Origin of the sequence: Deinococcus radiodurans R1 = ATCC 13939 = DSM 20539 (assembly GCF_000008565.1) — a bacterium.
In the GTDB taxonomy this organism is placed as follows: domain Bacteria; phylum Deinococcota; class Deinococci; order Deinococcales; family Deinococcaceae; genus Deinococcus; species Deinococcus radiodurans.
Genome location: NC_001263.1, coordinates 164,346 through 177,966 on the forward strand (window position 1 = coordinate 164,346; position 13,621 = coordinate 177,966).

Genomic DNA, 13,621 nt, shown 5'->3' on the forward strand with positions numbered 1-13,621 from the left:
GAGCCCCTACCTATTGAGCCAGCCTGCCCAGCCCTCCGTCACCCGCCGCCTCTACGGGCTGCTTACGCCCTACCGTACCGCCGTGGGGGCGGGGCTGCTCCTGCTGCTCGGCAGTGTGGCCGCCGAACTCTACCCGCCGCTGGTGTGGATTCGGGTGGTGGACCAGGGGATTCCGGCGCGCGATTGGGGACTTATCGGCGGACAGCTCGCCGTGCTTGTCGGCGTGTTTGCCCTGCAACAAGTGCTCAGCGCATGGCGGGGGGTGCTGCTGGAACGGGCCGGGCAACAGTTTACGCTCGACCTGCGGACTGCCGTGTATCGCAAATTGCAGTCGCAGTCCGCCGACTACTTCGAGACGCAGCGGACCGGCGACCTGCTCGTCCGGGTGACCGGCGACGTGGACGCGCTGCAAGACGTGCTGGTGCGCGGCACCGATTCGGTGATTGCCAACGCGCTGCGCCTCGTCGGCGTCATCGGCATTTTCATCGCCCTGCAACCGCTGCTCGGCGTGCTGACCACCCTGCCGATGCTGGCGGTGGGGCTTCTACTGTGGAATTACGGCAAGACCGTGCGCCCCGCCTACCGCGCCGCCCGCGCCCGGCTTGGCGAACTCTCGGCGCTCATTGCCGACCGGCTCGCGGGCATCCGGGTGGTGCAGGGCTTTGCGCGTGAGGAAGCGGAAGCGGCCCGCGTAGAGGCGCTCGGGCGCGAACTGTACCGCGAGCAGGCGCGCGCCGTCGCGCTGCGCAACCGGGCCTTTCCCGTCGCCCGCTTCGTCGGCAACCTCGGCAACGTCATCATGCTCGGCGGCGGCGCGTGGCTGATTCTGGCGGGGCAGTTCACCCTCGGCGGCCTGCTCGCCTACCGGGGCTACGGGCGCTATTTCTACGGCCCGATTGACGACCTCGTGAACATTTCCGACCTGCTGCAACGCGCCGAAGCCGCCGGGCGCCGGGTCTTCGCGGTGCTCGACGCCCCGGTAACGGTGGCTGACCCCGCGCACCCCAAGCCTTTGCCCACTCCCGTGCGCGGCGAATTGCACTTCGACAACGTGACCTTTGGCTACGACTCAGCCAGCTACGACTCCGCCAGTTCTGACCCCACTCAGCCCATTCTGCGCGGTGTCACCCTGCACATTCCGGCGGGGCAGCGCGTCGCCCTGCTTGGGGCGTCGGGGGCAGGCAAAAGCACGCTGCTCGGGCTCGTCACGCGCCAGCACGACCCCCAGTCGGGCCGGGTACTCCTAGACGGCGTGGACGTGCGCGACGTGGCCCTCGCCGAGCTGCGGACGGCGGCGGCGGTGATGCCGCAGGACACCTTCCTCTTTCACGACACGGTGCTGGAAAACGTGCGCTACGCCCGCCCCGACGCGGCGCTCGCCGAGGTGGAGGAGGCGCTGCGGGCCGCCTACGCGCTGGACTTCGTGCGGGCGCTGCCGCAGGGGCTGGAGACGCTGGTGGGGGAGCGCGGCGTGCGGCTCTCGGGCGGTCAGCGCCAGCGCCTCGCCATTGCCCGCACGCTGCTTGCCCGGCCCGCGCTGCTGCTGCTTGACGAACCCACGAGCGCGGTGGACGCCGAGTCCGAGGCGCAGGTGGTCGCCGCCCTGAATGACCTGATGCAGGGCCGCACCTCGCTCACGGTGACCCACCGCCTGAGCCTCGCCCGCGCCGCCGACCGGGTGCTGGTGCTCGACGGCGGCGTGGTGGTGGAAGACGGCCCGCCCGCGCTGCTCAGGACGCGCGGCGGCCCCTACGCCCGGCTCGAACAGGTGGCCGAGCGGCTCGAACGCGGCGAGGTGGCGGTGATTTCAGAAGTTGTCAACTCCTCACTGTAATTCTGACTGTGTGAGGCTGTTTGTGCGCCAATCATTTTCGACGGCTGGGACGTACAATTTCCCCTTAACATAAAGATTCTTAATCTGCCAAATTCGGTGCCGAAGCCGTGAGGGTCACTTCCTTAAGGTGTCTTCATGCGACTGCCCCTCACCGTCTTGCTGCCGCTCTCCGCTGTTCTGCTCGCGTCCTGCGGGGGAACGCCTTCGCCCGTTGCGGCGACTGTGTTCCCGGCCACTCCCGCCGCTCAGCCGACCCGCACGCTGGCTGCCCAGGCCACCCCCCCGCTGCGGCTGCCGCCCGCCGGCAAGCTGGCCTGGGACTGGCAAATCGGCGCGGCGACCGAGGCGAAAGTCGCGCTGCCCGCTGGCGTGTCGCTGCTCGACCTCGACGGCTTCGAGACTTCGGCGGCGAAGGTGGCGGACCTGAAGGCGCAGGGCGTCTACACGGTGTGTTATCTCAACGTGGGCAGCTACGAGAGTTACCGTCCCGACGCGGCGCAGTACCCCGACTCTCTCAAGATTCAGACCGACCCCAACTGGCCCGACGAGAGCTTCGTGGACATCCGCGACGTGTTCCGGGAAGGCGGCGTGCTGGCGGGCATTCTCGACCGCCGCCTCGCCCTGTGCGCCGCCAAGGGCTTCGACGCGGTGGAACCCGACAACCTGCAAAACGACCAGAACGTGACCAGCGGCGTGATTAGCCGGCAAGACCAGCTCGATTTCAACGGCTGGCTCGCCGACCGCGCCCACGCGCACGGGCTGGCGATTTTGCAGAAAAACGGCCCCGACTACGTCCTCCAAGCCGACCGCCAGGGCCGCCTGATGGTGGACCTTTTCGACGGCGTCCTCAACGAAAGCTGCCAGCGTTATAAGGAATGCGGGCCGCTCACCGAGTACGTACGCCGGGGCAAGCTCGCGCTGAACGTGGAATACCGCCAGGCCGACCTGAACTGCGCGACCATGAACAGCCTCGGCGTCAACGCGCTGTTTAAGGACCTTTCCCTCGTCGGCAAGCTGCAAAAGGCCTACAAGCGGGTGAGCTGCACCGGCTGAGTGGTGCGGGCAACAAAAAAGAAGCCGGACGCTGTGGCCCCGGCTTCTTTTTTCGTTTGCTTTACAGCCAGCGTTCCAGCCAGGCGAAGTACTCGTTCAGCCGCGTCAGCCGTCTGTCGGGCCGGCCCGAGCGCGACAGTTCGTGGTTTTCCTCGGGGAAGCGCACGAAGCGCACCGGCACCTGATGCTTGTGCAGCGCGGCGTACCACTGCTCGGCTTGCTCGACAGGGCAGCGGTGGTCAAGGACCGAATGGACGATCAGGGTCGGCGTCTTCACGTTTTCCACGTATTGCAGTGGCGAAAGGTCCCAGAGCTTCAGCGCGTCCGCCCGGCGCGAGAAGTCCAGCCCCAGCTCGTCGTCCCAGAAGCGCAGCCCGATGTCGGACGTGCCCCCGAACGAAATCAGGTTGCTGATGCAGCGGTCGGTGATGGCGGCCTGAAAACGGGTGGTGTGCCCGGTGATCCAGTTGGTCATGAAGCCGCCGTAGCTGCCGCCCATGACGGCGGTTTTTGCGGCGTCCAGGCGCGGCACCGCTTCCAGGCAGCGGTCGAAGAAGTTCAGCAGGTCGTCCGCGTCCACCGTGCCCCAGCGCCCGTAGATGGCGTCCACCCACGCCTGCCCGTAGCCCACCGAGCCGCGCGGGTTGGAGTAGCACACGCCGTAGCCGCGCGCCGCCATCAGCTGGAACTCGTGGGTAAAGCCGTGCCCGTAGTCGGTGTGCGGCCCGCCGTGAATATTGAGCAGCGCGGGCACTTTCTGCTCACCTTCCGGCAGCAGCACCCAGCCCTCCCCCTCGCCGAGTTCGGTCTCAAACGTGACGCGCTGCGGCTCGCGCACCGGAAAAGGAAAGCGGGCGTGCAGGTCGGTGACACGCTGCCCGTTCAGTTCCACCTCGGGAAACCGGGTCGCCGATTCCCGAATCAGCGCGACGCCGTGTTCGTTGGCCGTGAACGCCGAGATGACGCCCTGCGGGTCGTGGTCGTAGGCCTTCACCCCGCCGCCGATGTGGGCGGTGAACAGGCCTACGCTGCCGCGCACGGTGGACGAAAAGAGCAGCGTGTCGCCGTCCAGCCAGCGCGGCCCTTCCGGAAAGGCCCCCACGTGGCAGTCGCCGCCCACCGCGTCACCGACCGGGTGGTCGTGCCCGGTGTCCAGCCGGCGGTGCTGCCCATTCTCAATCAAGTAGAGGTGTGCGTGCTCGGTGTTGCCCTTCCCGGCGGGCCGGCCAATCAAGGCGAAGCGCTGGCCGTCGGGGTGCGGGGCCAGCCCGTGCGCCGCCGAGTTCCAGTCCAGAAGCTTCTGCGGGGCAGCGGGCGCGTCGGCAGTGGGCAGCGGCAGGTCATACACGTCCTGACGCCACTGGCTCGCCTGCCACTCGTCCTCGCTCTGCACGATCAGCACGCCGCGTGAATCGGGCCACCACGACAGCGCCCCGATGCCGATTTCGGGCGCGTACCACTCGCGCAGTTTGTCGGCCTCCACGTCGTAGAGCCACAGCGCGGCGGGCCGCTCGGGCAGCCAGTCGGCTCCGTTGGCGCGGTACACGGGCCGGGTCAGCACGCGGGCTTCTCCACGTTCGTCGCGCTTGTCCTCGGTATCAGCCGTGGTGGTAAAGGCGATAAACCGCCCGTCTGGACTCCACTGCGGCCCGCTCACGCCGTTCTTGAAATGGGTCACGCGCCGCGCCTCGCCGCCCTTGAGTGGGAGCAGCATCAGCGCCGCCTTCACCTCGCCCGCACTGCGGACAAAGGCCAGGTTCTGACCGTCGGGCGACCAGCGGGGGGCCGAGTCGCCGCGTCCCGTTTCGGCGTGGGTGAGTGGCCGCGCCGCCCCCCCTTCCGAGAGCCACAGGCCAGAGCGGTAGCGCGGGCGGGCAAAGTCTTTGTCGGGTTTGGCGGGGTCTTCTTCCGAGATTTGCGCCAGCACGAAGGCCACCTGCTTGCCGTCCGGCGACACCTGCGGGTCGGAGGGAAAAGCGAGGGCCAGCAGGGAATCTGGGCCGGGGGCCGGGGTTTCCGAATTGTTCATGCGGCGTAGTCAACCACAACGCGGTGCCCAGCGCCGAATTAAACTGAGTCCATGAATTTTGAACAGGCCCAGCAGGAAGTCAACACCCTGTCGAAGAAGCCCGGCAACGACGTGCTCCTCAAGCTCTACGCCCTTTACAAGCAGGGCAGCGCGGGCGACGTGGACGGCAAGCGCCCCGGCGGCTTCGATTTCGTCGGCGGCGCCAAGTACGATGCCTGGGCCGGCCTCAAGGGCAAAACCCAGGAACAGGCCCAGCAGGAATACGTCGCCCTGGTCGAAGAACTGAAGGCGAAAGACGGGCAGTAAGGGGTAATAAGCGGGGAAAAGGGCGGAGCGGCGGAGGGCTGCTCTGCTTTTTTGGTGGGGGTAAGTGGCGGGTTGTTTGGTCTGGAGGCCCCCTCACCCCTTGCTTCGCAAGGCCTTCTCTGCTCCGCAGCTCTTCGAGTCCCGCGAGGGGAGAGGGTCAAAAAGATGCTTCACGCCTAACAGAGGAATGCAGAACGCCAGGGCCGTCGGGCGCTGAAGGCGCACGGGCCGGACACGACTTGAAAAAATTAGGCGTCCACACCACCCACGCAACTGCGGAACACCGCAAAACAGGCGAAATCACTGCCATGTGCCCAGTGCCAACGTCAGCCCCCCTTGCCCCTCTGGGGTAAGGGGCGGGGGGATGGGGCCAAAAGCTAAAGCTGAAGCCTCCAAGCCCCACCCCCAAATCCCTGTTAAGCTCCCATTCGTGACCGCCCCCGACGCCCTCGCCGCCGCCAAAGCCAGGATGCGCGACCTGGCGGCGGCCTACGTGGCGGCCCTGCCCGGACGCGACACCCACAGCCTGATGGCGGGGGTGCCCGGCGTAGACCTCAAATTCATGCCGCTCGGCTGGCGCGACGGGGCGTTCGACCCCGAGCACAACGTCATCCTCATCAACTCGGCGGCCCGCCCCGAACGCCAGCGCTTCACCCTCGCCCACGAAATCGGGCACGCGATTTTACTCGGCGACGACGACCTGCTCTCCGACATCCACGACGCCTACGAGGGCGAGCGGCTCGAACAGGTCATCGAAACGCTGTGCAACGTGGCGGCGGCGGCGATTTTGATGCCCGAACCCGTCATCGCGGAAATGCTGGAACGCTTCGGCCCCACCGGGCGCGCCCTCGCCGAACTCGCCAAGCGGGCCGAAGTCAGCGCGTCGTCGGCGCTCTACGCCCTGACCGAGCAGACCCCGGTGCCCGTCATCTACGCGGTCTGTGCGCCGGGCAAGCCTCCGCGTGAGCAGGCCGCAAGCGACGAGGACGCTGGCCCAAGCACAGAAAAAGTCCTGACGGTCCGCGCCAGCAGCTCGACGCGGGGCGTCAAGTACACCCTGGCGAGCGGCACGCCGGTACCCGCCGACCACCCGGCGGCGCTTGCCCTCGCCACGGGCATGGAAGTGCGCGAGGAAAGCTACGTGCCCTTTCGCTCGGGCCGGAAAATGAAGGCGGAGGTGGACGCCTACCCGTCGCGCGGCATCGTGGCCGTCAGTTTCGAGTTCGACCCCGCCCGCCTGGGCCGCAAGGACAGCGAGCAGGCCGACCGGGACGAGCCGCAGGACGCTGCACAGTGAACTGGACGGGCCGTATCCACGAGCTGACCTTCGGGTTTCCCGTCCCCAGCGCGGAGAAAGGCCCAAACGGCTGGACGGTGCGCTGGCCGGGCTGCCGCGTGATGGGCATCCTCAACGCGACGCCCGACAGTTTCAGCGACGGGGGCCAACATCTCCAACTCGACGCGGCGCTGGCGACGGCCCGCCGAATGCGTGACACGGGCGTCTTCATCCTGGACATCGGCGGCGAAAGCACCCGCCCCGGCGCGGAGCCGGTGGACGCGGCGACCGAGCTCGACCGGGTGCTGCCCCTCATCCGCGCCCTGAGGGGCGAACACGTCCTGCTCAGCGTGGACACCATGAAACCCGAAGTTGCCGCCGAGGCCCTCCGCGCGGGCGCCCACCTCGTCAACGATGTGACCGGCCTGCGCGACCCCGCCATGATCCGTGTCTGCGCCGACGCCGGGGCCGCCGCCTGCGTCATGCACATGCAGGGCGAGCCGCGCACCATGCAGCACCAGCCCGTGTACAGCGACGTGGTGGCCGAGGTCCACGGCTTCCTGCGCGAGCGGGCCGCAGAGGTGAAATCGGCGGGCGTGCCCTCCGTCCTGCTCGACCCCGGCATCGGCTTTGGCAAGACGCTGGACCACAACCTGAGTCTGCTGCGGGCCGTGGACGACCTCGCCAGCGGCCCGGACCCTGTGCTGATCGCCGCCAGCCGCAAGAAAACCATCGACCTCATCGCGGGCGTTCCGGAGGCCGCCGACCGGGACCCCGGAAGCCTCGCCCTGCACCTCCACGCGGCCCGCTGCGGCGCGGCGCTGGTGCGGCTGCACGCGGCGGGCGAGATGGTGCAGGCGCTGCGGGTGGAGGCGGCGCTCGCCTGAGCCACCAGCCTCTACACTCTCCCTATGTCCCGCGTCGTCCTGGAAGGTCTGGAATTTCACGCCCATCACGGCGTTTTCGCTGCTGAGGGCGTGCTCGGCGCCCGCTTCGTCGTGGACGCCGAACTGCACTCCCCCTTCGCCGGCATCGCGGACGACCTGGGGCAGGCCGTCAATTACGCCGCCGCCTACGCCGCCATCCGCGAGGAAGTGACGGAAAAGACCCACCAACTCATCGAGGTACTGGCCGACCGCATCGCCGACCGCCTCCTCTCCGATTTTTCCCGTCTGGAAAGGGTCAAGGTGCGCGTCCACAAGCCCTTCGCGCCGCTTCCCGGCATCTTTCGCGACGTGTACGCCGAAATCGAGAAGGAGCGCACGTGACGCGGGCTTTTATCGCGCTGGGCGCCAACCTGGGCGACCCCCAGGCCACCCTGCGCCGCGCCCTGACCGAACTCGGGGCCCTCGGCGAAGTGCGCGGCGTGTCGGCCCTCTACCGCACCGCGCCTGTCGGCGGCCCGCCCGGACAGCCCGACTACCTCAACGCGGTGGCCGAACTCGAAACGGCCCTGAGTGCCCCGGCCCTCCTCGCCGCCCTCCACGCCCTGGAAGCAGACGCCGGACGCACCCGTGACGTGCGCTGGGAAGCCCGCGTGCTGGACCTGGATTTGATTGTCTACGGCGAAGACGTGTCAGACGACCCCGCCCTCACGCTGCCCCACCCCCGCGCCTGGGAGCGGGGCTTCGTCCTCGCGCCGCTGAGTGACCTCGCCCCCTCCCTCGCCCACCCGAGGACAGGGGAAATGGTGGCGCAGGCGCTGCGCCGGGTGGACCTGGCAGGCGTGGAGGTCAGTGAGCTTTCTCTGTGCTGGCCGGAGTTAGGGTCAGGCGAATGAGATGGGGCTGGCTGCCCGGCTTGCGGCGGTACTGTGCCAAAAGCTGCAACAGGTCACGTTGAAGGGCTTTGGCCTGCTCGAAGTCGAGTGACAGTTCGCCTAACAGGTCGAGCACTGCGGGCGCTTGCGGACGCGTGAAATTCCACCCGGCAGACCAGGCGGCGTGTTCCAGGGTCAGCGCATTCTCCTGCCGCCTGACCTGCATGCCCCAGACGCCATGTCGCCGCGCTTCATCCTCGGCAGTGCTCAGCAGGGCAGTGTCCATGCGGCGGTTCCACTCGGTGTGCAGGAGTTGCAGCATGTCCTGCGGCCAGTGGGCTGGGGTCAGCTCGTAGGGAATAAAAAAACTCTCTCCTTCGGCCTGATAGAGGGGTGGCCTGCCGTCACACACCATCTTGAGTAAGCCCAGACGGCGCAGTTTCTGCCACTGATACTTCACGGTGTTGAGGGGCCGTCCCAGGTCACGCGCTGCCGCGCTCAGGCTGGTGGGCGTCAGAAAGGCGGACAGCACCAGACGGCTGCGGGTGTCGAGAAGGGCCGAAGCCACCTCTGTGTCTGTGACCTGCTGTGAGGAACTGCGAGAAGTCTGTTCCATTTCGCACCAGCATAGGCCGAGCCTGAGGGGGTGGACACCCTCAAGATTCATGGCTTCAGTACAGGCCAGATTCAGGTCAAGTCGAAATTCCTGCGTCCGGAGCCGCAGAACCTGCTGGGAAGCCTCAGGTCTTTTCTGGACCGGCAGTACAGTGCGCCGCTGCCAGTCTGGTGCTGGCTCATCGAACATCCGTCAGGCCTGATTGTGGTGGACACCGGCCTGACCTGCACCGCCAGAAGCAACTGGTTTAGCCGCACTCAGACGCGTCTGCACTACACGGAACACGACCGCCTGAGTCGGCAGATGCAACGGGCGGGTTTCGATCCGGCCCAGGTCAGGGTGCTGATTCTCACGCACCTCCATATCGACCATGACCGGGGGATGGGCGACTTTCCGGAGGCTCACCTGCTCGTTTCAGCGCGTGAGTTACGCGATTACCGGTCGCCGCTGGCGAGGCTGATGGGCTACTCGGCTCCGACCTGGAAAAGTGTGCCGCACGCCGCGCCATTTTTGCCGCTCGCTCACGGTCCTTTCCGGGAGAGCGCCGACGTGATGGGCGACGGGCGCGTCCTCCTGCTGCCGACGCCTGGGCATACGCCAGGCCACCTGAGTGTGCTGGTACGGCAACCGGGCCATGACATTCTGCTGGCCGGGGACCTGACCTATAGCGAGCAGGATTTACGCACCGGCAGGCTAGGGGGAATAGTGCCGTCCCCCCACATTCACCGGAAGTCGATGCGACAGGTCAGGCAGCTGGCGCAGCTCAGGCCGCTGATTTACCTGCCCTCACATGATCCGGATTCCCTGCGGCGCTTGCAAAGAAACCAGCCCTTCTCGCTGACCTGAGTGGCCGGAGAAAGGCTGGAGTGGAGAGGCCCCGAGTGTTCGGTGTGGTTTGGCTTACTCCTCGTCCCCCGTTTCCTCCGCCACGCGCTTGCCGGCCATCCACTCCAGACCGGCCCACATCAGCTCGTCGAGGTCGCCGTCGAGCACGTCGTCGGGGTTGTGCATCATCAGGCCGGTGCGGTGGTCCTTGATGTACTGCTTGTCGAGCACGTAGGAGCGCATCTGGCTGCCCCACTCCACCTTGGCCTGCTGCCCACGGGCGGCGAGTTCTTCCGCCTCGCGCTTTTTCATCTCGATGTCGTACAGGCGCTGCTTGAGGATTTGCAGGGCGAGTTCGTGGTTCTTGATCTGCGAACGCGTGATCTGGCACGCCACCGCAATCCCCGTGGGCAGGTGGGTCAAGCGCACCGCCGAGTCGGTGGTGTTCACGCCCTGTCCGCCCGCGCCCTGCGAACGGAACACGTCGCGGCGCAGGTCCGAGTCGGGAATGTGGATGTTGATTTCCTCTTCCGGCACTTCCGGCACCACGTCCACGGAGGCGAAGCTCGTCTGGCGGCGGTTGTTGGAATCGAACGGCGAGACGCGCACCAGCCGGTGCACCCCGTGCTCGGGGGCCATCATCCCGAAGGCCTTTTCGCCCCGGATGATGAATTCGATGCTCTGGTAACCGGCCTGGTCGCCCGCCACCTCGTCCAGAATGTCCACCTTGTAGCCCCGGCGCTCGGCCCAGCGCATGTACATGCGGGCGAGCATCCCCGCCCAGTCCTGCGCCTCGGTGCCGCCTGCCCCGCCCTTGACGCGCACGATGGCGGCGGTGTCGGCGTGCTTCATGGTAAAGAGCGTTTCGCGGTAGAGGTCGTCCACCCGCTTTTGCAGCCCGGCCTGCTCGTCTTCGAGCAGTTCGCGCTCCTCTTCGTCGGCGAGGTCGAGCATTTCGCTCAGGCCCTGCGCGTCGGAGGTCAGCCCGGCATATTCCTCCACGATTTTACGCACGCTGCCGGCTTCCTGCGTCACCTGCCGGGCGCGGCTCTGGTCGTTCCAGAGGTCGGGGTCGCTGAGTTCGCGGTCGAGTTCGTTCAGGCGGCGCGTTTTGCCGGGAATGTCAAAGGTACTCCCGGAGCGACGCCAGTTTTTCCAGCAGTTCTTGCATGGTGCGTGTCTCCTTTCCGCGCGGCCTGTGTTCGTAGGCGTAACCCGTTGGGCGGGGTGCGGACTGTGCCAAGCCGGCAGTATAGCGGCAAAGCGCGTCCCGAACGGTGCTTTCTGTGGGCTTTGTGGGGAGCGGGGCGGCCCGGGTCCGCGCCCTTGCTCCCGCACCACTGTCTGCGCCGCCCTTGCCCCAGGGGGGTCTGTCTGGTACCCTGACCTTTAGTGTCTCGCGCTTGGTAGGGCCGAGATGACCGGGTGGCTTTCCCGGACACGGACGTTTCTCCCCCCAGAGGCGGGCCGTCGTCGCCAGCCAAATCCCCCCTTTTACGGAGTTTCAAGGTGAAAACCTACATCCCCAAAAACGACGAGCAGAACTGGGTCGTGGTGGACGCCTCGGGCGTGCCCCTCGGCCGCCTCGCCACCCTGATCGCTTCGCGCATCCGTGGCAAGCACCGCCCCGACTTCACCCCCAACATGATCCAGGGTGACTTCGTGGTGGTCATCAACGCCGCGCAGGTGGCCCTGACCGGCAAGAAGTTGGACGACAAGGTCTATACCCGCTACACCGGCTACCAGGGTGGCCTCAAGACCGAAACCGCCCGCGAAGCGCTCAGCAAGCACCCCGAGCGCGTGATCGAGCACGCCGTGTTCGGCATGCTGCCCAAGGGCCGTCAGGGCCGTGCGATGCACACCCGCCTGAAGGTCTACGCGGGTGAAACCCACCCCCACAGCGCCCAGAAGCCGCAAGTTCTTAAGACGCAGCCGCTTGAGGTCAAATAATCATGGCGATTCAGCAACCTGAACAGTACTACGGCACCGGCCGCCGCAAGGCCGCTGTCGCCCGCGTGTTCCTGCGCCCTGGCGAAGGCAAGATCGTCGTCAACGGCAAGGAATTCCAGACCTACTTCCGCGGCCTGCTGCGCGCGGTCAACGCCCTCCAGGGCTTCCGTGAAACCGGCACCGCTGGCCGCTTCGACGCCGTCATCACCGTGACCGGCGGCGGCCCCAGCGGCCAGGCCGACGCGATCAAGCTCGGCATTGCCCGCGCCCTGCTCAAGGTCAACCCTGACTTCCGCGCCCAGATGAAGCCCAAGGGCCTGCTGACCCGCGACCCCCGCGAAGTGGAACGCAAGAAGTACGGCCTCAAGAAGGCCCGCCGCGCTCCCCAGTTCAGCAAGCGCTAAAGCACCCTGCTCAAGAGCCCCTTCCCCCGCGGAGGGGGTTTTTTGTGGTTGGAGGACGGGAAAGGCGGGACGCCTTAAACTGTCTTCCGTGCGCCGCTTCCTGCTTCTGAGCTTCCTGCTGCTGCCCGTGGCGGCGCAGTCGTCCACACCGGCACCGCCTGCTCAGGCCACTCAGCCCCAGCCTGCACCCGCGCCGAGCGTCACCCTGGAGCGCGAGCCGCTGCCGACGGGCGCCCTGGCCCACACCCTCGCTGAGGTGCCGCGCCCTGTCCGCACCGGGCTGCTGGTGCGTGACCTGAACACCGGCAAGGTGCTCGTCGCGCTCGACCCCGACCGGCCCCTGGTTCCCGCGAGCACCATGAAACTGGTCACGGCGGCGGCGGTGCTGTATGACCGGGGTGGCGCGGGCGGCTGGTGGAGCACCGAACTGACGGTCCCGGCCCCCGATACGGGCAAAGGACACGTCAGCGCCCTGACCCTGCGCGGCAGCGGCGACCCCACCCTGAGCGTATCCGGCACCCCCAACAGCCTGCGGGCGCTCGCCGAGCAGGCGCACACGCGCGGTATCCGGGCGGTGGACGCCGTGCGAATAGACACCCTGCCGCTCGACGCGACGAGTTTCGAGGCCACCGAACTCGGCCTCGCCATGCCTGCCGTGCGGCTGCGCGAGTGGGAAAACCGCCCGCCGACCTCGGCGGCAGAGGCCCGGCGCCGCCTGGGGGCCACCCTGATTGCCGAACTGCGCCGCGTAGGCATCACCGTGGCGCACGAGGAAGTCACCTCGGCCCCGGCCTACCGGCCTTATGTTCCGCCGCCCCGTCAGGACGAGAAAGGTCGGCCCCTGCCGCCGGACCTGCTGATTCCGCTGAGTCAGCGCCCCGAGCAGGGAGTAGCGAGTGTCCGCAGCGGGTCGCCGTTTCCCTTTCTGGCGTCCACCCTGCGCCCCAGCGACAACCTGCGCGCCGAGGCGCTGCTCGCCACCGTCGCGGTGCGCCCCGGCGAGACCGGCACCCTGAAAAGTGCGCTGAAGCGCGAGCAGGCCATTTTGCAGCGCCTGGGCCTGGACCTGTCGGACGTGGTGCTGGAAGACGGCAGCGGGCTCGGGCGCGGCAACCGCCTGACGCCCCGGCTGCTGACCGGACTGCTGCGGGAGCTGTACACCCTGCCTTACCCCACCGCCGCGCAGTACGGGCGCGAGCTGCCGCCAGCGCTCTACCACGCCCGCCACAACGCCTTCGCCGAGCTGCTGCCCCAGGCCGGTACCGGGGAGGACGTGCCCGACCACGACGGACGCGGGGGCACCCTGGCCCGCCGCCTCGTCGGGACGGGGCTCGACGTGCGCGCCAAGACCGGGACCCTGCCCGGCGTGAGCGCGCTGGCGGGCTACCTGACGGCGAAAAGTGGGCGGCCCCTCGCCTTCGCCGTGCTAATGAACGGACCAGAAGACAGCCCCATCTTGACGCTGCGGGCGCTGCAAGACCAGGCGGTGCGCGACATCGCCGCTGCGTTTTGAGATGAATTGTGATTGACGATGGAGGGGCGCAAGCTCGTGACTTCAGTCATGAGTGA

General features: G+C 67.5%; 14 protein-coding genes. 11 read left to right on the forward strand and 3 right to left on the reverse strand.

Features of this window, described 5'->3' with window-relative positions; genetic code table 11:
* Window positions 1-13: 13 nt before the first annotated feature.
* Window positions 14-1,834, forward strand: a complete 1,821-nt coding sequence (locus tag DR_RS00840; RefSeq protein ID WP_010886809.1) for an ABC transporter ATP-binding protein — start codon at window positions 14-16, stop codon at window positions 1,832-1,834.
* A gap of 135 nt (window positions 1,835-1,969) precedes the next feature.
* A complete protein-coding gene (locus DR_RS00845; protein WP_010886810.1) occupies window positions 1,970-2,887 on the forward strand; it encodes an endo alpha-1,4 polygalactosaminidase in 918 nt (305 codons plus the stop codon).
* A 61-nt stretch (window positions 2,888-2,948) separates the two neighbouring features.
* Here DR_RS00845 and DR_RS00850 read toward each other — a convergent pair whose 3' ends face one another.
* Window positions 2,949-4,916: a S9 family peptidase gene (locus DR_RS00850; RefSeq protein WP_010886811.1), complete on the reverse strand. Its 1,968-nt coding sequence runs from the start codon at window positions 4,914-4,916 to the stop codon at window positions 2,949-2,951.
* Window positions 4,917-4,967: 51 nt separating this feature from the next.
* Between DR_RS00850 and DR_RS00855 the strand changes: the two genes are divergently transcribed.
* The 5 genes from DR_RS00855 to folK all read left to right on the forward strand — a co-directional run bounded on the left by DR_RS00855 (window position 4,968) and on the right by folK (window position 8,278).
* Window positions 4,968-5,222: an acyl-CoA-binding protein gene (locus DR_RS00855; protein WP_010886812.1), complete on the forward strand. Its 255-nt coding sequence runs from the start codon at window positions 4,968-4,970 to the stop codon at window positions 5,220-5,222.
* A gap of 310 nt (window positions 5,223-5,532) precedes the next feature.
* On the forward strand, window positions 5,533-6,519 hold the full coding sequence (irrE, locus tag DR_RS00860; protein WP_010886813.1) for a metallo-endopeptidase IrrE: 987 nt from the start codon (window positions 5,533-5,535) through the stop codon (window positions 6,517-6,519).
* Entirely contained in the window at window positions 6,516-7,385 is an 870-nt protein-coding gene (gene folP, locus DR_RS00865; RefSeq protein ID WP_010886814.1) for a dihydropteroate synthase, read from the forward strand. The genes irrE and folP overlap by 4 nt, the downstream gene beginning before the upstream one ends.
* Window positions 7,386-7,409: 24 nt before the next feature.
* Entirely contained in the window at window positions 7,410-7,766 is a 357-nt protein-coding gene (gene folB / locus DR_RS00870; protein WP_010886815.1) for a dihydroneopterin aldolase, read from the forward strand.
* Window positions 7,763-8,278, forward strand: coding sequence for a 2-amino-4-hydroxy-6-hydroxymethyldihydropteridine diphosphokinase (gene folK, locus DR_RS00875; RefSeq protein ID WP_010886816.1), 516 nt, complete (start codon window positions 7,763-7,765; stop codon window positions 8,276-8,278). The genes folB and folK overlap by 4 nt, the downstream gene beginning before the upstream one ends.
* Here folK and DR_RS00880 read toward each other — a convergent pair.
* Window positions 8,232-8,873, reverse strand: a complete 642-nt coding sequence (locus DR_RS00880) for a winged helix-turn-helix domain-containing protein (protein ID WP_027480183.1) — start codon at window positions 8,871-8,873, stop codon at window positions 8,232-8,234. The two genes, folK and DR_RS00880, sit on opposite strands and share 47 nt — an antisense overlap.
* A gap of 30 nt (window positions 8,874-8,903) precedes the next feature.
* Here DR_RS00880 and qqlR point away from each other — a divergent pair, with 30 nt between their 5' ends.
* Window positions 8,904-9,719: a quorum-quenching N-acyl homoserine lactonase QqlR gene (qqlR, locus tag DR_RS00885; protein ID WP_010886818.1), complete on the forward strand. Its 816-nt coding sequence runs from the start codon at window positions 8,904-8,906 to the stop codon at window positions 9,717-9,719.
* A 54-nt stretch (window positions 9,720-9,773) separates the two neighbouring features.
* Here the strand turns inward: qqlR and prfB are convergent.
* Window positions 9,774-10,869 (reverse strand): peptide chain release factor 2 gene (gene prfB / locus DR_RS00890; RefSeq protein ID WP_149357985.1). Its coding sequence is split into 2 segments (ribosomal slippage): window positions 9,774-10,823 and window positions 10,825-10,869, totalling 1,095 coding nucleotides; the frame shifts between segments, so codons are not numbered across the junction.
* A gap of 338 nt (window positions 10,870-11,207) precedes the next feature.
* Here prfB and rplM point away from each other — a divergent pair.
* From rplM to DR_RS00905, 3 genes are all read left to right on the forward strand, one after another.
* Window positions 11,208-11,648 (forward strand): 50S ribosomal protein L13, encoded by a 441-nt coding sequence (rplM, locus tag DR_RS00895; RefSeq protein ID WP_010886820.1) that lies wholly within the window; start codon window positions 11,208-11,210, stop codon window positions 11,646-11,648.
* A 2-nt stretch (window positions 11,649-11,650) separates the two neighbouring features.
* Window positions 11,651-12,052 (forward strand): 30S ribosomal protein S9, encoded by a 402-nt coding sequence (gene rpsI / locus DR_RS00900; protein WP_010886821.1) that lies wholly within the window; start codon window positions 11,651-11,653, stop codon window positions 12,050-12,052.
* An 88-nt stretch (window positions 12,053-12,140) separates the two neighbouring features.
* Window positions 12,141-13,565, forward strand: coding sequence for a D-alanyl-D-alanine carboxypeptidase/D-alanyl-D-alanine-endopeptidase (locus tag DR_RS00905; RefSeq protein ID WP_010886822.1), 1,425 nt, complete (start codon window positions 12,141-12,143; stop codon window positions 13,563-13,565).
* Window positions 13,566-13,621: the final 56 nt, after the last annotated feature.

Bases quoted from the DNA above. Each gene is read 5' to 3' on its own strand.
- DR_RS00845 (WP_010886810.1), top strand. From the start codon at position 1,970: ATGCGACTGCCCCTCACCGTCTTGCTGCCGCTCTCCGCTGTTCTGCTC.
- DR_RS00850 (WP_010886811.1), bottom strand. From the start codon at position 4,916: ATGAACAATTCGGAAACCCCGGCCCCCGGCCCAGATTCCCTGCTGGCC.
- DR_RS00855 (WP_010886812.1), top strand. From the start codon at position 4,968: ATGAATTTTGAACAGGCCCAGCAGGAAGTCAACACCCTGTCGAAGAAG.
- folB (WP_010886815.1), top strand. From the start codon at position 7,410: ATGTCCCGCGTCGTCCTGGAAGGTCTGGAATTTCACGCCCATCACGGC.
- DR_RS00880 (WP_027480183.1), bottom strand. From the start codon at position 8,873: ATGGAACAGACTTCTCGCAGTTCCTCACAGCAGGTCACAGACACAGAG.
- rpsI (WP_010886821.1), top strand. From the start codon at position 11,651: ATGGCGATTCAGCAACCTGAACAGTACTACGGCACCGGCCGCCGCAAG.